Source organism: Paraprevotella sp. (assembly GCF_986071375.1).
Map to the genome: position 1 here is coordinate 20779 of NZ_CFQRNQ010000003.1, position 23007 is coordinate 43785.

17 protein-coding genes and 2 tRNA genes are annotated in these 23007 nt (G+C 52.2%); 14 read left to right on the forward strand and 5 right to left on the reverse strand.

The window, feature by feature from the left end; all coding sequences use genetic code 11:
* Positions 1–87 precede the first annotated feature (87 nt).
* The 14 genes from pyrE (at position 88) to AC5RDV_RS02490 (ending at position 16675) form a co-directional block, all read left to right on the forward strand.
* Positions 88–720: an orotate phosphoribosyltransferase gene (gene pyrE / locus AC5RDV_RS02425; protein ID WP_021980741.1), complete on the forward strand. Its 633-nt coding sequence runs from the start codon at positions 88–90 to the stop codon at positions 718–720.
* Positions 721–747: 27 nt separating this feature from the next.
* The gene (locus tag AC5RDV_RS02430; protein WP_021980742.1) at positions 748–1230 is read left to right on the forward strand and encodes a hypothetical protein; all 483 of its coding nucleotides are present in this window, start codon (positions 748–750) and stop codon (positions 1228–1230) included.
* Positions 1231–1245: 15 nt separating this feature from the next.
* Positions 1246–2586 carry an argininosuccinate lyase gene (argH, locus tag AC5RDV_RS02435; RefSeq protein WP_021980743.1) on the forward strand — a complete coding sequence of 447 codons (1341 nt, stop codon included), beginning with the start codon at positions 1246–1248 and terminating at the stop codon, positions 2584–2586.
* A 41-nt stretch (positions 2587–2627) separates the two neighbouring features.
* Positions 2628–3179 carry a hypothetical protein gene (locus tag AC5RDV_RS02440; RefSeq protein ID WP_021980744.1) on the forward strand — a complete coding sequence of 184 codons (552 nt, stop codon included), beginning with the start codon at positions 2628–2630 and terminating at the stop codon, positions 3177–3179.
* Positions 3180–3249: 70 nt separating this feature from the next.
* Positions 3250–3325 (forward strand) — tRNA-Gly (locus tag AC5RDV_RS02445).
* A gap of 5 nt (positions 3326–3330) precedes the next feature.
* Positions 3331–3415, forward strand: a tRNA-Leu gene (locus tag AC5RDV_RS02450).
* Between the two features lie 86 nt (positions 3416–3501).
* Positions 3502–4512: an alpha/beta hydrolase gene (locus AC5RDV_RS02455; protein ID WP_008618354.1), complete on the forward strand. Its 1011-nt coding sequence runs from the start codon at positions 3502–3504 to the stop codon at positions 4510–4512.
* Positions 4513–4684: 172 nt separating this feature from the next.
* Positions 4685–7516, forward strand: coding sequence for a TonB-dependent receptor (locus tag AC5RDV_RS02460; protein WP_282747103.1), 2832 nt, complete (start codon positions 4685–4687; stop codon positions 7514–7516).
* Between the two features lie 38 nt (positions 7517–7554).
* Positions 7555–8772: a DUF4876 domain-containing protein gene (locus AC5RDV_RS02465; protein WP_008626401.1), complete on the forward strand. Its 1218-nt coding sequence runs from the start codon at positions 7555–7557 to the stop codon at positions 8770–8772.
* 58 nt (positions 8773–8830) lie between these two features.
* On the forward strand, positions 8831–10426 hold the full coding sequence (locus AC5RDV_RS02470) for a DUF6850 family outer membrane beta-barrel protein (RefSeq protein ID WP_282747102.1): 1596 nt from the start codon (positions 8831–8833) through the stop codon (positions 10424–10426).
* Positions 10427–10437: 11 nt separating this feature from the next.
* The gene (locus tag AC5RDV_RS02475; RefSeq protein WP_282747101.1) at positions 10438–12621 is read left to right on the forward strand and encodes a HEAT repeat domain-containing protein; all 2184 of its coding nucleotides are present in this window, start codon (positions 10438–10440) and stop codon (positions 12619–12621) included.
* A gap of 22 nt (positions 12622–12643) precedes the next feature.
* Positions 12644–14818 (forward strand): HEAT repeat domain-containing protein, encoded by a 2175-nt coding sequence (locus AC5RDV_RS02480; protein WP_282747099.1) that lies wholly within the window; start codon positions 12644–12646, stop codon positions 14816–14818.
* On the forward strand, positions 14808–16280 hold the full coding sequence (locus AC5RDV_RS02485) for a C1 family peptidase (protein ID WP_282747098.1): 1473 nt from the start codon (positions 14808–14810) through the stop codon (positions 16278–16280). The genes AC5RDV_RS02480 and AC5RDV_RS02485 overlap by 11 nt, the downstream gene beginning before the upstream one ends.
* Positions 16281–16306: 26 nt before the next feature.
* The gene (locus AC5RDV_RS02490; RefSeq protein ID WP_282747097.1) at positions 16307–16675 is read left to right on the forward strand and encodes an HmuY family protein; all 369 of its coding nucleotides are present in this window, start codon (positions 16307–16309) and stop codon (positions 16673–16675) included.
* A 330-nt stretch (positions 16676–17005) separates the two neighbouring features.
* Here the strand turns inward: AC5RDV_RS02490 and AC5RDV_RS02495 are convergent, their stop codons facing one another.
* From AC5RDV_RS02495 to AC5RDV_RS02515, 5 genes are read right to left on the reverse strand one after another with little or no spacing between them, the layout of a single operon-like run.
* The gene (locus AC5RDV_RS02495) at positions 17006–17425 is read right to left on the reverse strand and encodes an ATPase (RefSeq protein WP_008618333.1); all 420 of its coding nucleotides are present in this window, start codon (positions 17423–17425) and stop codon (positions 17006–17008) included.
* Between the two features lie 31 nt (positions 17426–17456).
* A complete protein-coding gene (locus tag AC5RDV_RS02500) occupies positions 17457–19304 on the reverse strand; it encodes a V-type ATP synthase subunit I (RefSeq protein ID WP_282747093.1) in 1848 nt (615 codons plus the stop codon).
* Complete coding sequence (locus AC5RDV_RS02505; RefSeq protein ID WP_008626413.1) at positions 19301–19906, reverse strand: V-type ATP synthase subunit D; 606 nt, start codon at positions 19904–19906, stop codon at positions 19301–19303. The genes AC5RDV_RS02500 and AC5RDV_RS02505 overlap by 4 nt, the downstream gene beginning before the upstream one ends.
* 11 nt (positions 19907–19917) lie before the next feature.
* Positions 19918–21237 (reverse strand): V-type ATP synthase subunit B, encoded by a 1320-nt coding sequence (locus AC5RDV_RS02510; RefSeq protein WP_008618330.1) that lies wholly within the window; start codon positions 21235–21237, stop codon positions 19918–19920.
* Between the two features lie 15 nt (positions 21238–21252).
* Positions 21253–23004, reverse strand: a complete 1752-nt coding sequence (locus AC5RDV_RS02515; RefSeq protein ID WP_008626414.1) for a V-type ATP synthase subunit A — start codon at positions 23002–23004, stop codon at positions 21253–21255.
* Between the last annotated feature and the right edge of the window lie 3 nt (positions 23005–23007).

Sequence of the window (23007 nt, forward strand, 5' to 3'; positions counted from 1 at the left end):
GCCAAACTTGAAAAACTTCGCTTTTCATTTGTCTCTGCGCTCACCTTTCACTATCTTTGCAGCACGAATTATAAACTTAGGACAGTTATGGAAACATTAGAGAAGATTTTCGCAGCTAAGTTGCTTAAGGTCAAAGCCATCAAACTTCAGCCGACCAATCCTTTCACATGGGCTTCCGGATGGAAATCCCCATTTTATTGCGACAATCGCAAAACATTGTCTTACCCGGAATTGCGCAATTTCGTAAAAATCGAGATAGGACGCCTCATTGCCGAGCGTTTCCCCGAAGCCGACGCTATCGCCGGCGTGGCCACAGGAGCCATCCCACAAGGCGCATTGGTAGCCGATTTGCTGAACCTTCCGTTCGTTTACGTACGCTCCAAACCCAAAGACCATGGTCTGGAAAACCTGATTGAAGGCGAACTTCGTCCGGGCATGAAGGTCGTTGTCGTAGAAGACCTGATTTCTACCGGCGGAAGCAGCCTGAAAGCCGTAGAAGCCATCCGCAACAACGGTTGCGAGGTGAGCGGCATGGTGGCAGCCTACACTTACGGGTTCGACGTGGCCGCCCAGGCTTTCAAAGCGGCTAACGTAAAACTGATTACCCTGACTAATTATGAAGCCGTAGTCGCAGAGGCCGTACGCATCGGCTATATCGACCCCAGCGACGTGGAAGTACTCAACGAATGGAGAAAAGACCCGGCCCATTGGAACGGTTAATCGTCTCATCAACAGGAAAACGGAAAAATGTCAAAACAACAATTTGAAAGCAACGTCAAGCCTATTCCCTACGCGCAGTCGTGCGTCTATGCCAAATTGGCCGACTTGAACAATCTGGCCGTCATCAAGGAACGGTTCAACGCCCCGTCGGTACGTGCCATGATGTCGGGCCAGGTGCCGGAAGACAAGTTGAACCAACTGAACGAACGTATCCAGGAAATGACATTCGACACGGACTCCGTGAGCTGTAACATTTCCCCGTTGGGAGAGGTTTCGTTGCGCATCATTGAGCGTGAGGAACCGAAATGTATCAAATTTGAAACGGTCAATTCCCCCATCCATCTCAACCTGTGGATTCAACTGTTGCCCACTTCCGAAACGGCATGCAAGATGAAACTGACGGTAGGAGCCGACCTCAACCCGTTCATCAAAGGTATGGTGGCCAAACCGCTGAAAGAGGGTGTAGAGAAACTGGCGGACATGTTGGCCATGATTCCATACGGAGCTTAATCACACAAAGACAATATGGCAAGCAAACTTTGGGAAAAAAATACGGAAGTCAATCAAGAAATAGAAAAGTTCACGGTCGGCCGCGACCGTGAACTTGATTTGTATCTGGCCCGGTACGACGTATTGGGTTCCATGGCGCACATCACCATGCTGGAATCCATCGGACTGCTCGGCAAGGACGAGCAGCCGGTGCTGTTGGAAGAACTGCGCCGCATCCATGCCGACATCGAAGCCGGACGCTTCATCATCGAAGAAGGCGTGGAAGACGTGCACTCGCAAGTGGAACTGCTCCTCACCCGTAAACTGGGCGACGTGGGGAAAAAGATTCATAGCGGCCGGTCGCGCAACGACCAGGTCTTGGTGGACCTGAAACTGTTCACCCGCGCGCAACTTCAGGACATCGCAGAAGAAGTCAGAGTGCTGTTCGAAGAACTGCAAGCCCAAAGCGAACGCTACAAAGGGGTGCTCATGCCGGGATACACCCACCTTCAGGTGGCCATGCCTTCCAGTTTCGGACTATGGTTCGGGGCCTACGCGGAAAGTCTGGTGGACGACCTGCTTTTCCTTCAGGCCGCCTACAAGATGACCAACCGCAACCCGCTCGGTTCTGCCGCCGGTTACGGTTCATCATTCCCCCTCAACCGTACGCTGACCACCGAACTCCTCGGATTCGATTCGATGAACTACAACGTGGTCTACGCCCAGATGGGACGCGGAAAGATGGAACGCAACGTGGCCTTCGCCCTTGCGGGCATCGCCGGGACGCTGAGCAAACTGGCTTTCGATGCCTGCCTGTTCAACTCACAAAACTTCGGTTTCGTCAAGCTGCCGGACAACTGCACCACGGGGTCGAGCATCATGCCGCACAAGAAGAACCCGGACGTATTCGAACTGACGCGTGCCAAATGCAATAAAATCCAGGCACTGCCCCAACAGATTATACTCATTATGAACAATCTGCCGTGCGGCTACTTCCGCGACCTGCAAATCATCAAGGAAGTCTTCCTGCCCGCTTTCGAAGAACTGAAGGACTGCCTGCGCATGGCGGCCTACATTATTAATAAGATACAAGTGAACGAGCATATCCTTGACGACCCGAAATACGACAACATGTTCAGCGTGGAAGAAGTGAACCGGTTGGCCACGGGCGGCATGCCGTTCCGCGATGCTTACAAGAAAGTGGGACTGGACATCGAAGCCGGAAAATTTACCCCCGACAAACGCGTGCACCATACCCACGAAGGAAGTATCGGCAACTTATGCAACGACAAGATACATGAGCTGATGGAACAAGTGTGGAGCGGTTTTAACTTCGCCCGCACCCGTGAAGCGGAAAACCGTCTGCTCGGAAGATAAGAAACACCACAATAAAAGGCAAAAAACTCCGTTTCTTTGATATGAAAAGAATACGGAGTTTTTTTATCTTCACGGCATTGCTATGCCTCACGGCCTGCAAGGAGGACGTACAAAACACCTACTCCAACTATCCGGCCTATTTCGTGTACAAAAACGTCAATACTGTACCGCAACTCAACGCGGCCTTGAACAGTTTGGGAGTTTATACGACCATCCGCCGCGACCGCGACCGTTTCCTGTTCACAGACGAAAGCGGACACACCACTCCGGTCAATGCCACTGCCATTGCCGGTAACTCTTCCATTCAAATGGGTATCGCCGGTTTTATTGTCGGCCTGCCCAACATCCCCGAACTGGGTAGCACGACTTCCCTGCCCGTCTGCTACGATTTGGCCTGCCCCAACTGTTATTCTGCCTACAATATATCCCGCGCCCTGCAACTGAAAGAAGGCGGCTATGCCGCATGCGTATCCTGCGGTCGGACTTACAACCTGAACAATCAGGGACAAATCAGTATCGGTGAAGAAGGGGTAAGCCTGTTCCGTTATCGCATCACGTATTCCGGTAACACGATGGTCATCAACAACCGATAAAAAATAAAAGAAAAATTTGGTGTAAACCCCGAAATACGCTATCTTTGCAGCCGTAATACACAAGTCCCCTGCGGAAATAGCTCAGTTGGTAGAGCACGACCTTGCCAAGGTCGGGGTCGCGAGTTCGAGTCTCGTTTTCCGCTCCAAGGTTGCTCGAATGGTGGAATCGGTAGACACGAGGGACTTAAAATCCCTTGGCCATTACGGCTGTGCGGGTTCAAGTCCCGCTTCGAGTACGAAAAAAATCGCAATCATCCGGCAAAGGAATGGTTGCGATTTTTATTTTATACGATAAATAGTAACAAGTCGTTCAAAACAAAAAATGAGAACTATACTTCTGATATGCTTTAGTCTGTTAGGTACTTTACCTACTGTTTACGGCCAAAGCTCCATAGAAAAAGACCGTGATGCGTTCCGTCGCGAAGCCGACCGGTTCTTGTCAGCCATGCCCGACGGGTTACAGGAACAACAGACCCAAGCCATACTGCAAGCCATACAAGGCGACACCGTACCCCTCACTCGCATCCGGGCATCACGTAATATTCCTACACCTTTACCAACCGACGTAAATGCCATCTATATCACTCCGGCTCTGCGTCTGTACACTCCCGTAAAAAAGAATCAAAGTCCTCTGCCTCTCCTCATTTACCTGCATGGAGGAGGATGGACATTCGGAAGCATTAACAGTTGCGCCCGGTTTTGCCAGACATTAGCCGCCACGGGCAATGTAATCGTGTTGGCAGTAGACTATCGTCTGGCTCCCGAACATCCGTTTCCGGACGGACTGGAGGACTGTATACGTGCCGTAAAATTGGCTCGCAAAAAAGCTTTGGAATGGGGCAGCTCACCGGAACTCATTTCCGTCGGAGGAGACAGTTCGGGAGGCAACTTAGCTTTGTCCGTCTGTCTGCATAACCTGCAAAACGGGATGCCGCCTCTTCGCTCTCTCCTGCTTTTCTACCCAGTGGTATCTGCTTGGAACGACGCATCGCCTTCTTGGAAAACTTATCAAAAGGGAGCAGCATTAGACGGTTCGTTGATGGAGGCCTTCAATCAAGCCTACACACGCGGTCAAGCCAAACATCCTTTCATATCTCCCTCCCTTTGCCCGGACAGCCTGCTCTCACGTCTGCCCCGACTGCTTCTCGTGGCTGCCGAACGCGACATCTTATGCGACCAAGGGAAAGAATTCACCGACCACGTGAAACGCCTCGGCGTGACAGCGCACCGTGAAGTATTGCCAGGCACCGTCCATCTGTTCATCACCGTACCGGGACAGGATACGGCTTTCCGACATGCCGTGTCTTTGGCTGAAGATTTCCTTCGGCCTTGACGGATTCCCGTTTAAAGATATTTAGTAAATATACTTATTATAAGTTATTCCTGCGTAACGGAATGACTTATATCCGAACAATACACCCGATACACAACAAAATATACCGATATTTAAGTATTGACGAACATTCTCGAATGGGATAATTTTGTAACCTCAAAAATTAAACGTCATGTTACAAGGAAAAAATCCCATTCTCGGCATCATCCTACTCTTTTTCTTCTCTCTCCCGTCTTTTGCTCAAAATGCTTCAAATATATTGGAAGGAACCGTGCGCGACATAAAGGGAAAACCTATAGAGTTAGCTACGGTAAGCCTGAACAACGTCATAGGTTCCCATACCGACCGGAACGGACACTATAAGCTGACCCGACTGAAAGAAGGTACCTACCAGTACCGTGTTTCCTTTGTAGGTTATGAAACGGTGACGGGCACGGTGCATATCCAATCCTCAAAAACAAGACTGGATGTCACGCTCAAAGAGCTGAGCCTCAACCTTAAGAATGTAACAGTGACGGCACGGCAAGAACAAATGGGCTCTAAATCGCTTATCGGAGAGGACGCCATACGCCACGTACAACCCAAAAGCCTGAACGATTTGTTGCAGCTCGTACCGGGCAACCTGATTGAAAATCCGAATTTGAACAATCTGGGGCAGGCACACATACGCGAAATAGAAGATGACGACAACAATGCCTTAGGCACCTTGGTGGTAGTAGACGGCACCCCTTTAAGCAACGAATCGAACCTGCAAGTGGTATCGCCCAGCAAATTCGGCGCCAATTCCGGCATGCAAAGCGACGGGATGAGCGAACAGACGACAGCCGGAAGAGGCGTAGACCTACGCACCGTCAGTGCCGGAAATATAGAATCGATGGAGGTGATACGCGGTATCCCCTCTGTGGAATACGGTAATCTGACGTCGGGCGTAGTGGTAGTCAAAACCAAAGCGGGACACACGCCTTGGGAAGCCAAGTTCCAAACGGACCCAAACTCCAAACAAGTCTTCGCCGGCAAGGGATTCAACCTCAAAAGGGGCGGAGCTGCAAACTTCAGCGTAGACTGGTCGCAGTCGTGGGCCGATACGCGCAAGCACTACATGGGATACGACCGCATCACGGCCTCAGCCGGATACTCCGCCCAATTCGGGCCGCTTTCCCTTAACGTAAAAGGAGCCTTTTACTCTAACGTGAACAACCGTAAAGACGATCCCCAGTTCGAGGAACAACAAATACATTACAAAAACACCAACGTGGGCGGACGGCTTTCCGTGAGTGGGCGTTACAAGCCTGCCGGAGGCTTTCTCTCTTCGCTGGACTATAATCTCTCAGCTCAAATGTCACGCACGGTAGACAGCCACGACAATTGGGTGAACAATCCCGACGGACTGGTCACGACAGCCCGCGAACCGGGTGTACACGTAGCTCAGATACGTAATGTGGGCTACACATCGGCTTACCGCATCGAGGGCATCCCCGTCAACCTGTATGCCCAAGCTGTGGCAAACAAATACTTGCAAATCTCGGAAAACGACTATGCCAACCTGAAACTCGGCGCAGAATACACTTACGATGCCAACCGGGGTGAAGGATTCACTTACGACGAAAATAACCCGCCGCAGGCTCAAGGGGCACAGACTCTCCGTCCACGGAGCTACAAGGACATACCTGCCCAAAGCACCTTGTCGGGTTTTGCCAGCAGCCGTCTGCGTAAGGGGTTGGGTTCCATGGGGCTTATGCTGGAAGCCGGAGTACGCGTCAGCAACATGTTTGTAGACCGGAAACAAAGCGGAGGTATCAGCCACTTCCTCGTAGCCGAGCCTCGTGTCAACGCCACGCTAAACCTGTTGGACAGCCGGAACAATCCTGTTTTCGACTTGCTGGCCCTGACCGGAGGTTTCGGCATCTCCAACAAGATGCCCACACTGATGTACCTCTATCCCGACTATGCCTATTTCGACAATGCCAGCCTGTCTAAATACGGGACGGAAACAAAGGACCGTTTGGGATTGATCACGACGGACGTAGTAAAGAATACGGCTAACCCCGACCTGCGTCCGGCACGCTCCACGAAATGGGAAGCGGGCCTGTCTTTCCGCATCAACAGGATAAAGGGTTTTGCCACATTCTTCCATGAATCCCACCGGCACGAACTGGGCTTTACGTCACAACTCATCTGGCAAAACTATGACAAGTACACCGTGCCGGCCACGGCAACCGACCCCGTATTCGATGCCGCAAGCGGCGACGTGACTTACCGCGTGGATGGGACGGAGCATACAGCCCTGCGGACGAAGACCACCGAGATGTATACCTGGAGCCGGGCAGCCAACGGTACGACCACGCACAAGCATGGCATCGAGTACGGGTTGGACTTCGGTGAAATCAAGCCCTTGCACACCTCGCTGAACATCAGCGGGGCATGGTTCCATATCAAGCGCAAAAATGAGAACATGCCCCTGAACTATATCAATTCTTCGTTCGACTACGTAGGCGTGCTCCCTTCGGGCGGAGGGAACCTGCGAGACCGGTTCAATTCCACGTTCCGGCTCATCACCCACATCCCGGCCATCAAAATGGTATTCACCACATCGGTACAGGTCGTATGGTACGAAAGCACCCAAACCATCTACGAAAACGAGAACGGAAACAGCCGCTACTATCTCAAGTCTTACGAAGACAAGGATTACCTGGTAGTCGACCCCGTGGGATACTACGACAAGCAGGGCCGTTACACGGCATGGAGCCCGGCCGATGCCGACGACGCGGACAAGTCGCGCATCATGTACCGCACACAACCTTACTTGTACGAAAAGGATGTCATCAAGCCATGGGCATTGCTGAGCTTCCGTTTTACCAAAGAAATAGGCCGTGTGGCCGAACTGTCCGTCATCGCCAACAACTTCACCAATACTAAGAAGTGGCACACCAACCCGCACAGCTTGGCCAAAACGCAACTATACCCGGACATGTACTTCGGAGCGGAACTGAAGCTGAAACTTTGAGAGCACACCTATATATAAACATTTAACAAACAGAAAACATGAGAAAGAAGTTTCTTAAAAGTGGTGTCATAGCCATGATGGCCGTATGCGGCCTCTCCTTCGTGTCTTGTAGCGAAGATAACGACGAGGGTATGAAGAGTTACAAACTGACGGTCAGCTATTCCCTTCCATCGGACGTGGAAGCGTCTAACGTGGAAGAGCTTAAGCTCATTTTGGGTTCGACTACTAAAAACGACACGTTGTCCTTGGACGCTAACCCGAAAGAGATAGAACTTCCGCAGGGACAGTACAAAGTGACGGTCACCGGCAAGGTGGCCGATGAAGCCAAGGCTTCCCTCAGCGGCAGCACGTCAGTGGACCTTTATGCCCATACTCCGGTTACGGTCAACCTACAAAAAATCATGCAATCGACCCTGATATTCAAAACCATCCACAACGCAGGAAGCAAACAGTATTACATGCACGAGAGCTATTTTGAGATTGTCAACAACTCGGACGAAGTGCAATACTTGGACAACCTGATCCTGACTGCACCTGCCGGGAACCAACAAACGGCAAATGCATGGCAAGCCAATGGCTACGAAGACCTTTACGCCTGCGGACAGGGTTCCGTGGTGGCATTCCCCGGAAACGGGCACGACTATCCCCTCCAACCGGGTGAGAGTGTCCTGATTGCCAACGATGCCACAAACCACAAACTGGCATACGGCGAAGATGCGTCGCAAGCGGCAGACTACGCCAACTGCCCGGACCTGAGCAACGCCGATTGGGAAATCTATTTGGACTACAACGCCAACGATGTGGACTATGCAGCTCCCAACTTGAAAACCATCTTCTACAACAACAAATACATGTTTGCTTTCGGACTGGGAACCTCAGGACGTTCCTATGTGTTGGCAAAATTGCCGGAAGGCATGACACCGGAGGCTTACGCGGCATTGGAGTCGAGCGTGATGTACGAACCGGGAACCTCATCCACTACTATGACCTATCTGGTCATCCCCAGCAAATATGTGCTCGACGCAGTAGACATCTACGATGCGGACAGCGAAACCCATTACCCCACATTCTTGCCGCAAGATGATGCTACCGGCGTGAAAGGCAACCCTATGTATTCGGCCAAATGTATCCGCCGCAAGGTCGTCGAAATGAAGAACGGGCGACCCGTCTACAAAGATACCAACGATTCTGCCGCCGATTTCTTGCGCGACCAACCGTTGACTCCGGGAGAAACTCCTACAAGTGTTGATGAATAATTATGAAAACTGACAGGGACGGGAGCAAATCCCATCCCTGTTTTAATCCGAAAAGAAAATGAAACGTTACTTCCTGTTACTGTCGTTGAGTTTGGGTCCTCTCGTCCCGATGCACGCGCAATCTTTAGAAGAGTACCGAAGCGAATGGAATGAAAGTTCGGCTAATGTGTCGGACAATATCCGGTATACTAGCCTGAACCCCTCGCGCATCTCTTCTAATTCCTACAAAAACAAGGGTGTGGCCAAACTGGACTATACGATTGGACGTGGAAGTTACCGGGCGGTGGATGAAGGCAGACAGTCGGATAATCTCAAGTTTTATATGGGTGGAATTAAAAACCTGGGCAAGGTAGACGTGTCGGGCTTCATCAGTTACCGTAATTTACAAGAGAAAGACAAGAAGTGGAACTCCACCCTTTTCCTCAACCCCGATAACCCATTTGTGCTTTGCGATTCAGTGGCAAGCGACGCTACCACGGAATCTTTTGAAATGGGCATGACGGCCTCTTATGCATGGAATGAATCCTGGAAAGGGGGAATCTCTATCGGATTGACATTAGGAAGCCTGTCCGACCAGACAGACCCTCGCCCCAAAACCAATACCACCGTCCTGCCTATTTACGTAGGAGCGGAACACCGGTTGAACTCCCAATGGGCACTAGGTGCTACGGCCGGCATTTCCTTTTATAATTCGGACATCGCCTATACGTTGGTCAACACACTCAACAGCCACCGTTTTTTCCTGATGAAAGGTATGGGGGACTATTACCGTATCTCGTCGGGTGACGTATCAGGCTACCAACGTGCCTATAAGGGACTGAATTATACCGGTGCCTTGCAACTTGTATGGGAACCGGAACACAAAAAATACGGGAATTTCACGGAAGTCCGTTATACGCATGTTTCGGAAGAAGCTACAGACGGAGGTTCTTCCTATAAATTTTACGGAGGAGACTACACTTCGGATGAATGGATGCTACAGAACCGTTTCCTCCTCTCCCCTCACCGTCTGACACATCACCATCTGGTATTGACGGCTTCCTACCATTCCGGAAAAGGTATATGGCGGGACCAGAAAATGATGACAGACACCGAACACGGGAACCTGGTATATTACGAGACGCTCAGCAAATATAAAATTCAGGATGACCAGCGAATGACCGCCGGACTGGAATATCGCTTCGAACGATTGAAAGACGACAAGCAGGATTTCTTCGTAGACGCTTTGGCCGCATTCACGTCATCTGCCTATAATCACCAGTTGTCCACCGGAAAAGCCAAACAAACATCCACCTTACTAACCACACAACTTTCTGCAGGCAAGTTCCTGAAAATCAAATCTGCAGGTTTGGACTTGTCTGTCCATGGCGGTTACCGTATACCGTTGAACCGCACTTACGGAAATGGAAACACCAGAACGGCCGATGAAGACATTTCTGCCGTATACACCCGTCCACAATTCGAGTATGCCACTTCCGGACACGCCTTGATAGGGGCTTTGGCACAAGTAGCCATCCCCCTTCCTAAGAAAATAACTTTAGGCATTTATATATCCACGGATTTCAAGTTCTATAGGGACAAGAACGAATATGATGATACTTTCGACGGTACGAACCGTTCGCTTTCTACCGCAGGAGTATATTTGCAATTTTAAGGATTAGTTTTATGAGAAAAAGAAACATCTACTCTATTATCAGCCTGTGGTGCGTGCTATTCTTTTGCCCTACACTGCACGCCGAACGAAAAGGCTTTGCCGTCGTCATCGACTCCATCAGCTACCAACAGGCTCAACACGAACTGGCTGAATACATCCGGGCATTGGAATCCAAACAACATTTCAAAGTCTATACCGTAATCGACCGGTGGGGAATACCGGATTCTATCCGTGCTACTCTCAAAGGTCTGCACGCCCGGCCTCACGAAGCCATCATAGGCACCGTTTTTATCGGTGACATCCCCATTCCTATGATTCGCGACGCACAGCATCTTTGCAGTGCGTTCAAGATGAGCCAGAAAATGCCTTGGCAAGAATCCTCTGTCCCGTCAGACCGTTATTATGACGACTTCTCGTTGCAATTCGACTTTCTGAAACGCGACAGTATAGCCCCATATTATTACTATTCATTATCGGCACGGGGAAGTCAGCAAGTACACCCCGATTTGTTTTCCGGACGCATCCGTCCCACCGACGGCGATATACCCGGTTCACGTTACACCAAGCTCAAAGCTTACTTGCAGAAAGCAACGGAAGCAAAATTGCATCCCGAACGTATGATGTCCGTCTTTGTCTATACAGGCAGCGGCAGCCTGTCAGAATCCAAAACGGCCCATATCGACGAAATGGCTTCCATGCATGCCCACTTCCCTTCGCTCGCACACCGTCCCAATGCCTACCGCTACATGGACTATTCCGACGAAAAACTCATCAAACAAAAATTGATGAACGCGCTCATGTCGCCGGACCTGAGCGTGGCTTTCATGCACCATCATGGCGATTACGACACACAGTACCTCAGTGCTTGGCCCCAACCCTCAACTGCGGAAGAAGCACGCGAGTACTTGCTGCATTGTTACCGCGCCTCCCTGAGCCGTGCCCGGCATTTCGGATATGATACGGACAGTATCAGACGAAACTTACAAAGCCGGGACCAGTTACCCGACGCTTGGATGGCAGAGTTGGATGACAGCACTTTGGCAAAGGACGACTCTTTGGAAAGCGCCATGACCCACATTGTGTTGTCTGATTTCGCCCGCTACGCTTTCCGGCCGAATTGCAGAGTAGCCTTCTGGGACGCCTGTTACAACGGTTCCTGGCATCGTGAGAGCTGCATTGCCAACGAATACATATTCCAACCGGGAAAGACAATCTGCGGACTGGGAGGCTCTGTCAACGTACTTCAGGACAAGTGGCCGGACCGCTTTGCCGGCCTGTTGGAACAGGGTGTTATGATCGGATTCCTGAACCAACTCAATCCCGATTTGGAAATGCACGTGGTAGGCGACCCCACTTTTGCATTCCTTCCGGAACAAGATCACTCTCTTAATGACCTCATCAGTTCCGGCAAGCCGAAAGATTGGAAAAGGTTGCTCCGCCACAGTCCCCATCCGGATATACAGGCATTGGCCTTGCACCAGTTGCAAGAAAGCAAGGAACCCTCCGACCAACACCTGTTGGAATATCTGAAAACGTCACCCTACGAAAGTGTCCGCCTGGAAGCGTTCTTGCTCCTCCAACAACAGCATTCCGACGACTTTGTCTCTGCCATTGAAAACGCAGCAGACGACAATTTCGAATTGCTGCAGCGTTTTGCAGTCAATGCGCTTATCAAAAACGGTGATCCTCGTCTGGCAAATACGTTGGCCGGGAAACTCTGCGACGTAAATACATCGGCGCGAGTGGCATTCAATGCCCTACAAGGCGCACAGTTCTTTTCCCGACAGAATCTGCTCCCCGCTGTAGAGGACAGACTCCGGCAAGTGGCTCCCTACGTGGTCCAACCCGAAACCTATGCCAAAGGCGTATTGAAAAACGCCGAAAACTATGCCGGAAGATGGGACGAAGAGATTGAAAAGCTGTGTAAAGGAGAAATGTCGCACAAACGTGCTTTGACACAAATCAACTTCATGCGAATCTATTGCCCGCCTTACCTCTTGCCCCAAGTAGCCGGTTATGCCGCTACGCTAAAAGACGACGAACTGCTGTTGCCTTTGCTCGAGGCTTTGGGATGGCACCGCCAGGCCTATACTTCGGCGCAGGTACTCCCCGTAGTGGAAAAACTCATGAAAGACCATTCCCACTCGGAACAAGTGCGCCAAGAAGCTCTGAAAACCTACAAACGATTAAAATAACCCTCATAGAACAAGGAACATCATGAAAAAATTATTATTATCCGTCCTTACTTGCCTGGCTTTTACGGTTCAAACTGCGGCACGTAACGGATTTGCCATCGTCATAGACTCGGTAAGTTATCAGGAAGCACGGCCTGAAGTGGACGCTTATGCCCGCGCCATAGAACGCCTGCATGGCCTTAAAGTGTACACGGTCATCGACCGGTGGCAGGTGCCCGACTCCATCCGTGCCACCCTGAAACATTTGCACGAACAGAAATCCGATCCTATCGTAGGGACTGTTTTCGTGGGCGACATCCCCATCGTCATGGTTCGCGACGCACAGCACCTGACCAGTGCCTTCAAGATGAACCAAAAAAGTGACCGCCGCGAGTCGTCTGTCCCTTCAGACCGGTTCTACGACGACTTCGGCCTGCAATTCAAGTTTCAGGGGAAGGATGAGGAGAAACCCTATTTTTATTATTCCCTCACTCCCCAAAGCAGCCAGAAAGTCTATCCGGACTTGTACAGCGGACGTATCCGGCCTACCGACACGCCCGAAAGCTCCCGCTACCAGAAGCTCAGGGAATATCTGGCCAAGGCTGTAAGGGAGAAAGAAAGACAACGGGCACTCGGACAACTGTTCTTCTTCAGCGGCCACGGGTATATCTCCGAATCCAAAACCGCCCGCATGGACGAGAAAGCGGCTTATTTCGAACATTTCCCCTCACTGGCCGGACGCACCAACCGCATCAGCTATATGGACCACACCGACCACAATCCGGTAAAAGAACATCTGATGAACGAAATGATGCGTACCGACCTGGACTTGGCCATCTTGCACCACCACGGATATTTCGACACGGAATACCTGAACGGTACGGCTCCCATCCGCACGGTGCGCGAGGCTAAGGAGTTTATCATCCGCAACGTGAGGATGCACGTGGAGGAGGCCCGCGAAAGAGGACGTAATTACGACTCCTTGCGCGTGGTACTGGAGAAACGTTTCGACCTGCCGTCCACCTGGCTCGGCGACAACCCGCTAGCCGACAGCCTGCGCATCGCCGACTCTACCCTCGTAGCTAACGAAGACCTGCATCTGGAGGATTTCAAGATATTCGGCTACCGCCCCAATGTACCCGTCGTAATGATTGATGCCTGTTTCTGCGGCTCCTTCCACCAGGATGACTGCATAGCGAACGAATACATCTTCCAGCCGGGCTCTACGGTGGCTGTCATAGCCAATACGGTCAATGCCTTGCAAGACAAATGGTACGACCGTTTCATCGGACTGACAGCCCAAGGCGGTTGCGTAGGAGACGTTGTACGCTTTTCCAATCTCCTGGAGTCCCATGTCATCGGTGATCCCACATTCCGCTTTGCCCCCGTGCCCGGAAGTGTGGATGTGGACGGCCTGCTGTTGCAAAATAAGGCTTCTTCTTGGAAAAGGCTGTTGAAAAGCCCTTTGCCGGACGTGCAGTCATTGGCCATCGAACAGTTGAGAAGAGCCGGTGCGCTCTCGTCAGCCGACCTGCTCCGCATCTATCGTGAATCCCCTTACGGCGTAGTCCGCTTAGAAGCGCTGATGGCCCTCTCTGCCACCCCCGACGACCATTTCATCACAGCCGTGACGGAAGCCTCGCAGGATGCCTACGAACTGGTACAGCGCCAAGCGATACGCTTCATCGCCAAAAACGGCGACCGACGCCTTATTCCGGCCCTCATCCGGCTGTCTATCGCCAATAACACCAGCGACCGTTGCAACTTTAATGTCATGACGGCTCTCGCCTGCTTCCCCAAAGAAGACCTACTCGCCGAATTCGACCGGCAGTTCGATGCGCCATCCGTACAATACCTCGACAAACAAAACCTGCGCGGTAAAATCAGAAATACCATAGCCCACAGTGCCGACCGGCTGACCACCGACATCGACAAGGCGATGAAAGGCGAAGCCTCAAAAAAAGAACGGACCTTCACCATCCGCGCCCTGCGCAACACCTTGCCGCACCACAAAGTTCCGGAGTTGTTGGCTTACCTGCAGGCCTGCGGAGACGGGGACACTCAAATCCTGCTGCTCGAAGCCTTAGGATGGCACACCGTTTCCTGCCATGCCACCGACATCGCGGCGACAGCCTTGAAAATGAGCGAAGACGCATCGCTCCCCGATGCCGTCCGACAGGAAGCCCTGAAAACTTACCGCCGCATCCATGAAAAGTAAGCCCGTACTGCTCTTATGCATAACCTTGCACCTATGCGCCCAAGGCGCATGGGCGCAAATCCCCATCGGAAGCGACATGCGCCTGCCGCGCACACCTTTCCGCCTGCAAAGCCGGGCAGAAATACAGTTACCGCCTGCGGTGGACAATTCCACACGGAAATTCTTTCCGCCCATATTGGACCAGAAGGGCGGTTCCTGCGCCCAGGCTTCCGGCATCGGTTACATGTTCACTTACGAGGTCAACCGCCTGCTCGACCGCGACGCACATGCTTCTGCCGACCATCGTTTCAGCTATCAGTTTTCGTGGAACCTGCTCAACGACGGACAGGACCAGGGCGACTTTGTAGACCAGGGCCTCTACCTGTCTGAGCGTTACGGCATCATGACCGAACAGGACTACGGCACCTCTGGCACCTACCAATTCAAATGGGCCACGGGATATGACAAATACTACAAGGCCCAACAATACCGCACGCAGGAGGTACTGACGTTTGCCGACAGCATCCCCCTGATGAAACGTTGGCTCTACGATGCCGGCGACGGCAGCGCGGCGGGCGGTGTGCTCACCTTCTCGGCCATGAGCAGCGGATGGGAGATCGACGACGACTACCAAGGTCCCTCGCTCACCGGCTACCGCTCCTTGCTCAAAGGCCTTGCCACAGACGGGGCACACGCCCTCACCATAGCCGGATACGACGACACGGTCGTCTACACCGACGCACAGGGGACACCGCATACGGGAGCCTTCATCGTGGTCAACTCCTGGGGTACCCATAGCCACGACTGCGGACGCTTCTATCTCCCCTACGACTTTTTCCGTGACGCCAACGTGCCCGAACAGCAACTGGGCAGCACGGTGGAAGCCATCCGCATGCGCATCCACCGCCCACTCGTAGTCTTCCGCCTCGCGCTCGACTTCTCTTCACGCAACGACCTCTCTTTCGGTCTGGCCACGGAAAGCGACGTAGACGAACGGGGCATCATCGGCTACCACACCTGCCGGGCTTTCTACAACCAAGGGGGAGACTACCCCATGCAGGGGCAATACATGCCCGGAAACATCGAAATAGCCCTGGACCTGACCGAATACATGACGGAAGAAGGGCGCGGCGGAGAAACATTCTACCTCAATATCCTGCGTGGTTTCAGGGGCAAGGTGAAGGGCACGGGGCGCGTCACGGCCCTCTCCATCGTGGACTACCGTGGGACGCAGCCCGTGGAATACCCCTACCGTGGCACCCTACCAGTGGAGCTGCGCGACGGCAGCAATCCTTTCAGCATCCGGGCCGCAGAAGACGCTCCCGTCTCTGCCTCGGCCTTCCGTTACACCGACGAGGCAGGCAACGTGACCGACCGTACCTTCCTCCTGCGCACAGCCGAAGGCCGGCAGGCCAAGATACGCTTCGCCAACCCCGACACCGGCAGCCAGACCATCACCCTGCGCTACCGGACGACGGAATAACCGGAATAACTTAAAAAGACAGAACGATGAAAAAACAACTCGCACGATTGATATTCTTCTCCTTTCTTGCGGCAGCCTGTTCCGCCGAGCAACCTCTTACCACCGGCGCAAGTACGGCAGACCACACGGTCGTCATCCCCAATGTCAAGGGGCAGTGGACTTACTTCTCTCTCAAGACGCATACCGTGGTAGGCACTTGTGCCGTGACCGACACCCTCGCCCAACAGACCTACGCAGCCCGCACAGACTGGGACATCGCCATTGCCGACGGGCGTATACGCACCAACAGCGGCACATCGGGAATCGGAGACGGAGGCATAGCCCTCTCGCCCTACGGCTATGAACAGACTGACCCGGCCATGACTGTCAAAATTCAAACCGATTCCATACGGTAGAGGAATGGTGGAAAGAATGACACTCTAAACCACTTGAAACCAACAGGTTGAGAATGGATAAAATTTGTGCGCCAAACGAAAAATCATTCTCCTGAGATTGATTTTTCATTCTCAGCCGAATGATTTTTCGTTTGCAGCAGATTGCAGAACCGACATCCTCAGCCGTCCATTTCTGTCAGGATTTATACATTTCAAACCAAAAGCAGACACGCATCATGCCCCAAGCATGGCTCCGGAACCATCCCACTATCTTCGATGCTTCCCAAAACAATCAGGCCGCGCCCTTCACGAGCACGGCCTGACTGTTTTTATCAAATACTTGTTTAATCCTTACACCATCAATGCGGCCACCAAAGCCAAGATGGCATAGAATTCCGGAAGGGCTGCATAAATCATCGTATTGGTCTGCACGTCGTGTCCCTGGGCAATGCCCACGATACCGTTCGCACAAATCTGCCCCTGACGGATACCGGAAATCATACATACCAGACCGACTCCCAAACCGATGCCTAACATCAACGGTCCCTCCGTCGTGAAATCACGCCCCATGGACATCAGGAAAGCCACAAAACCATACAACCCCTGTGTGGCCGGAAGGGCAGACAAAATCATGTAACTGGAAGATTTGGAAGGATTCTTCTTCAACGCCCCTTCGGCAGCATTTCCCGCAATAGTCGTACCGTAACAACTGCCGATACCGGCCAAGGCAAACATCAAGCCCAAACCGATGTAACCTAAAATTTCATTCATAATGTTCTAAATTTTATTTGTGATTAATTGATTATTTGTTTTTTACTATGCTGAAAGGCTCGTATGCCTCTCCTTTTCCGTCGTAGCCGGAGTTCTTGAAATATTCCACAAAGGTCAGACGAAGCGGGTGCACGAAAGCACTCAGACAAGACATGGCGATGTTCAACGTATGGCCGAACACTAAAATCAGCCCGCAACCCAACCATCCAGGAACTCCGTACAATGCGTCTCCCGCACCGTCGCGTACCATAAAGGCCAACTGGTTGAACACACCGCCCAACATACCGCCGGCCAACCCGAGGGCATACAGACGGATATAGGAAAGCACGTCGCCCATCAGCCCCGTAGCCATGTTATACGTGTCCCACAATCCGGCTCCGATATTGGCAAAAACATTGCGGTGGAGGTTGTTCAGCAAATAAATGCCGATGGCCGCCACGCCGCCGATCACAAGGAAAGCCGTATTGGATACATTCTCCGAGATCACTTTCATAAAAGAAAGGCCGCCCGTACAGATGAAACCGACGACAAGCAGCAGCCATCCCCAATCAGAGAGCGACTCCTTGAAACCGTAACGTACCGTAGCACCGATGGCCTTCACCGTCATGGCGATGCAGATGTGCACTACGCCGATAATCAAGGCTAACAGCATTTGTTTGTCATAGCTCGTGTCGCCTATCTTACCCACGATCATGAATTGCTTCATCCACCCGGGCACATCCACGTCGAAGAGGCTCACCCCAAAGAACGTACCCAAAACGGCACCGAACACGGTGGTGGCCGCTCCCAACGTAATCACCAAGTTCATGATACCCTTCAAAGAGGAAGAAAGCTTGTGTTTCAGGAAAAATCCCAAAGCAATCAGCACCAATCCGTAACCTGCATCGCCCATGCAGAAGGCAAAGAACAACGTGAAGAACGGGGCGACCAACGGCGTGGGGTCAAACTCCGCATAGTCGGGCATGCCGTACATCTTCGTCAGCACCTCGTACATCCGTACGAATGCATTGTTCTTCAATTTAATCGGAGCATTGTCTTCCCTGCGCGCCGCACGTATCTCATAATAGACCTCCTGAGTGGAAAGGAAAGATTTCACTTCGGCTTCCTTGTCTTCCGGAATCCATCCTTGCAACACCATCAAACGGTTGTCGGCCACTTGTTCCGTGCCCAACACCACGCGGTCGAAAGCTATGGAGGTGCGCAATTCATCTTCATAACCACGAAGCCGGGCTACATAACCTTGCGCCAACCTCCCCATTTCATGTTCTATAGCGGCTATTCCTTCTTCTTTTTCACGTATCTGCTTCCGCAAATCCATCAACGAGACACAGGGCAGGCGCAACCGTTCGGCATCGAGCACCACCTCCTCGCCCACCGGCGTAAGGGTCACGAAATAGACCTTGCCCTTTTCACGGGTCACTTCAGTAGCATAATACAATGCCGCCCACTCTTCATTGAACGAACGTTCGGGGCAGACAAAGAAGCCCATGGCATAACCGATGTCCGACAAACCTTCGACACGCGCCGGGTCGAAGTCGCCCCAAGGCAACAGCGCAGCCTCATCCTTCCGCAAACGTTGGAGTTCCGCCTCTGCCTTATGCCGGGTTTCTTCCATCCTATCCAAATGCGACAAGATATCCGCCGCGCCACGGTTGTCGGCCAATGGATTGTCCGACACCGGCATAGCCTCCAGGCGGTTTATCCACTCTTTCACATGCTCCGTCCGCCTGAGTTTGGCTTCCAATTCTGACGTAGGTTCCACCACACCTTCCTGTGCCGTCTGTACATGCAATACCCCCAGTTCCTGCATCCGTTTCAAGAAAGCTTCGTACTCCTTATAATAAATAAGGAAAGTAAGTTTCTTCATCTTCGTAATCATGCCTCGGCCTCCTTTCTCTTCTCCTGAAGGGTTTTTAATATTTTCTGGGAAGACTTGGACAAGTTTTCCTCATCCTCCATGAAACGTTTGATTTTCCGTAACGCATCCTCATAACCGGGTATCTGCACCTTCTCGAAAAGGTTCACCTTCTGGGTCGTTTTCTTGCGCGAATACTCCAACAGGTCGAGCTTGGCCTGCACGAATTCCTTTTCTATGGCCGTCCGCGCCAGGCCGCGCAACAAAGAAATCCCGTCATAATACCACTTGGGACTGCTGAACATACTGAACGGACGCACCTCCAGTTCCACACTGTTCAGCACCGGCACCCGCACCCCGGCTATCTTTTTTACGCCTAAATCCACGTCCTTGACTCCGACTATCGTCGGGTCAAATTCGCTCCATAATGCAAACATCGCCTCGTAAGCCTGAATCTGCGCCTCCAGGTTGCGTGCCAGTTCCGCCGCTTCCGCCTTGCACTTCTTCACCTCCATGCGCAACGCACTCTCCTTGTTCTTGATGATAGGCAGCGTGCGTACACGCATCTTGAGTTGTTTTTCAAGCTGCTGCAACGAGGTTTTGTTATATTGAAATTTAATGGCCATACGCTTCCGATTTATTTCGTCCAGAACTCATCCACCAGTTCCTTCTTGATGTTCACCTCCTCGGGTTTGAAGTACTTGGCAAACAGCCCCCAAGTCACATCTAGCATCTCCGTGGTATTCAGGTTCACGTCGATGGCCAACAGCTTGTCTGCATAATCCTTGGCAAAAGAAAGCGTACGGTTATCGTAGTCCGTCAGGTCAAATCCGTTTTCCATCTTGGTCTTGGCGTTGGCGGCATCCGCATACAAACGTACGGCCGCATTCATCACCTGCGGATGGTCTTTACGGGTTTTCTTACCGGCCACCAACTGTTTCAGACGGGACAACGAACGGAACGGGTCCACGATGACCTTGCCGATATCGCTGTCGCGACGCAAGAAAAGCTGCCCTTCGGTGATATATCCCGTGTTGTCCGGCACGGCATGCGTGATGTCGCCCCCGCTCAACGTCGTCACGGCGATAATGGTAATGGAACCGCCTGAGGGGAATTGCACGGCTTTCTCGTAAATCTTGGCCAAGTCCGAGTACAACGAACCGGGCATGGAGTCCTTCGACGGAATCTGGTCCATACGGTTGGACACTATGGCCAATGAGTCGGCGTACGAGGTCATGTCGGTGAGCAGCACCAATACCTTCTCATTCTTTTCCACAGCGAAATACTCGGCTGCCGTCAAGGCCATGTCGGGCACCAACAGACGTTCCACCGCAGGGTCCTCGGTCGTGTTCATGAAACTGACGATACGGTCGAGCGCACCGGCATTCGAGAACACGTTTTTGAAATAAAGATAGTCGTCGTTCGTCATACCCATGCCGCCCAAAATGATTTTATCGGTCTGCGCACGCAGGGCCACCATGGCCATCACCTGATTGAAAGGTTGGTCCGGGTCGGCAAAGAACGGTATCTTCTGGCCGGACACCAACGTGTTGTTCAGGTCGATACCGGCAATACCCGTCGCAATCAATTCGGACGGCTGCTTGCGGCGCACCGGATTCACCGACGGACCACCGATTTCCACTTCCACGCCTTCCACTTCCGGCCCCCCGTCAATGGGATTACCGTAAGCATTGAAAAAGCGACCGGCCAGTTGTTCGCTCACTTTCAGGGTCGGAGCCTTGCCCATGAACACGACTTCCGCATCCGTAGGGATACCGCCCGTACCCTCGAACACCTGCAGCGTCACTTCGTCACCGGCAATCTTCACCACCTGGGCCAACTTGCCGTCCACCATAGCCAATTCGTCGGCCCCCACGCCCGTAGCCTTCAGGGTACAAGTGGCCTTCGTAATCTGGCTTATCTTCGTATATATCTTTTGAAATGCTTTTGTTGCCATAACTTTCCTGATTAATTATTGCCTTTCCGCCACCATCTCACGAATCTGGCGTTTATAGTCTTCGAACTTCTCACTCTTGAATTCCGCGTAGTTCATCTGCTTGCACAGGTTGATGAGCTTCTTGAAATAATCCATGACTTCAAGGAAACCGTCGAACTTGTACTCGGCGCGGCAAATGTCCACCACCAGATTCAGGATGTCTTCCTGGCGTTCCATCGGTGTCACGGCATCCACCTCGTCGAAAGCGTCCTGCTGTAGGATAACATAGTCGATGACTTCCGACTTCCAGAATATCACGTGATACTCCACAGGTACGCCGTCGTCACCCAAGATATTAATCTGCTCGGCAATCTCCTTTCCTCTCAAAAGGCGTGTCTTGAGTTCGTTCACTTTCGCTGTCCATTCACCGTTAATGCGCTTCGATATATATTCTTCAAACTCGGGATATTCGATATACTTGGAATAAGAATCTATCGGGTTCACGGCCGGATAACGTTTCTTGTCCGCACGGTCCTGCTCCAACGCATAGAAGCAACGCGCCACCTTCTTTGTGTTTTCCGTCACGGGTTCCTTCAAGTTACCGCCGGCCGGCGAAACCGTACCGATGAACGTAATGGAACCCACTTCGCCGTTGTTCAAGTACACATAACCTGCACGACCGTAGAAGTTGGAAATGATGGCGGACAAATCCATCGGGAAAGCATCCGGACCCGGCAGTTCCTCCATACGGTTGGACATCTCGCGCAAAGCCTGCGCCCAACGTGAAGTGGAATCGGCCATCAAGAGGACGCGCAATCCCATGGAACGATAGAACTCGGCAATCGTCATGGCCGTGTATACCGATGCCTCACGGGCAGCCACAGGCATGTTGGACGTGTTGGCGATAATGATGGTACGCTCCATCAACTTGCGTCCCGTGTGCGGGTCCACCAGTTCGGGAAACTCCGTAAAGATTTCCACCACCTCGTTGGCACGCTCCCCGCAGGCGGCAATGATAACGATATCGGCCTCGGCCTGCTTGGAGATGGCGTGTTGGAGCACCGTCTTTCCCGTACCGAACGGCCCCGGAATAAATCCCGTGCCCCCCTCTACAATCGGATTCATCGTATCAATGGTACGTACGCCCGTCTCCAATAATTTAAACGGACGCGGCTTTTCCTTATAATTGGTCATGGCCACTTTCACCGGCCATTTCTGCACCATGGTCACGGCAATGTCCTCACCGTCCTCTCCCGTCAACACGGCTATCGTGTCTTCGCACAAATAGTCGCCCTCCGGAACAATGCTTTTCACCGTAGCCGCGCCCTCCATGGCTATCGGTGCCATGATTTTCAGGGGTTGGTAGTTTTCCTCCACCTCTCCCAACCAGGCTGAAGCCTCTACTTTGTCGCCGGGTTTCGCAATGGGCTTGAAATGCCACTTTTTGTCTTTATCCAACGGATAAGTGTACTGCCCGCGACGCAAGAACACACCTTCCATCTTGTCCAAGTCGTTCTGCAAACCGTCGTAGTTCTTGGAAAGCATCCCCGGCCCCAACGTCACTTCGAGCATGTGCCCGGTAAATTCAGCCTCAGCCCCGACTTTCATGCCCCGGGTACTTTCAAACACCTGCACGTATGCATTCCGACCGACCACCTTAATCACTTCGGCCATCAGGCGGTCTCCGCCTGTCGTGATGTAGCAGATCTCATTCTGTGCCACCGGGCCGTCCACTTGAATGGTCACGATATTGGAGATGACTCCAATCACTGTACCTCTTGTTGCCATATC

Bases quoted from the DNA above. Each gene is read 5' to 3' on its own strand.
- pyrE (WP_021980741.1), top strand. From the start codon at position 88: ATGGAAACATTAGAGAAGATTTTCGCAGCTAAGTTGCTTAAGGTCAAA.
- AC5RDV_RS02430 (WP_021980742.1), top strand. From the start codon at position 748: ATGTCAAAACAACAATTTGAAAGCAACGTCAAGCCTATTCCCTACGCG.
- argH (WP_021980743.1), top strand. From the start codon at position 1,246: ATGGCAAGCAAACTTTGGGAAAAAAATACGGAAGTCAATCAAGAAATA.
- AC5RDV_RS02440 (WP_021980744.1), top strand. From the start codon at position 2,628: ATGAAAAGAATACGGAGTTTTTTTATCTTCACGGCATTGCTATGCCTC.
- AC5RDV_RS02455 (WP_008618354.1), top strand. From the start codon at position 3,502: ATGAGAACTATACTTCTGATATGCTTTAGTCTGTTAGGTACTTTACCT.
- AC5RDV_RS02460 (WP_282747103.1), top strand. From the start codon at position 4,685: ATGTTACAAGGAAAAAATCCCATTCTCGGCATCATCCTACTCTTTTTC.
- AC5RDV_RS02465 (WP_008626401.1), top strand. From the start codon at position 7,555: ATGAGAAAGAAGTTTCTTAAAAGTGGTGTCATAGCCATGATGGCCGTA.
- AC5RDV_RS02470 (WP_282747102.1), top strand. From the start codon at position 8,831: ATGAAACGTTACTTCCTGTTACTGTCGTTGAGTTTGGGTCCTCTCGTC.
- AC5RDV_RS02475 (WP_282747101.1), top strand. From the start codon at position 10,438: ATGAGAAAAAGAAACATCTACTCTATTATCAGCCTGTGGTGCGTGCTA.
- AC5RDV_RS02480 (WP_282747099.1), top strand. From the start codon at position 12,644: ATGAAAAAATTATTATTATCCGTCCTTACTTGCCTGGCTTTTACGGTT.
- AC5RDV_RS02485 (WP_282747098.1), top strand. From the start codon at position 14,808: ATGAAAAGTAAGCCCGTACTGCTCTTATGCATAACCTTGCACCTATGC.
- AC5RDV_RS02490 (WP_282747097.1), top strand. From the start codon at position 16,307: ATGAAAAAACAACTCGCACGATTGATATTCTTCTCCTTTCTTGCGGCA.
- AC5RDV_RS02495 (WP_008618333.1), bottom strand. From the start codon at position 17,425: ATGAATGAAATTTTAGGTTACATCGGTTTGGGCTTGATGTTTGCCTTG.
- AC5RDV_RS02500 (WP_282747093.1), bottom strand. From the start codon at position 19,304: ATGATTACGAAGATGAAGAAACTTACTTTCCTTATTTATTATAAGGAG.
- AC5RDV_RS02505 (WP_008626413.1), bottom strand. From the start codon at position 19,906: ATGGCCATTAAATTTCAATATAACAAAACCTCGTTGCAGCAGCTTGAA.
- AC5RDV_RS02510 (WP_008618330.1), bottom strand. From the start codon at position 21,237: ATGGCAACAAAAGCATTTCAAAAGATATATACGAAGATAAGCCAGATT.
- AC5RDV_RS02515 (WP_008626414.1), bottom strand. From the start codon at position 23,004: ATGGCAACAAGAGGTACAGTGATTGGAGTCATCTCCAATATCGTGACC.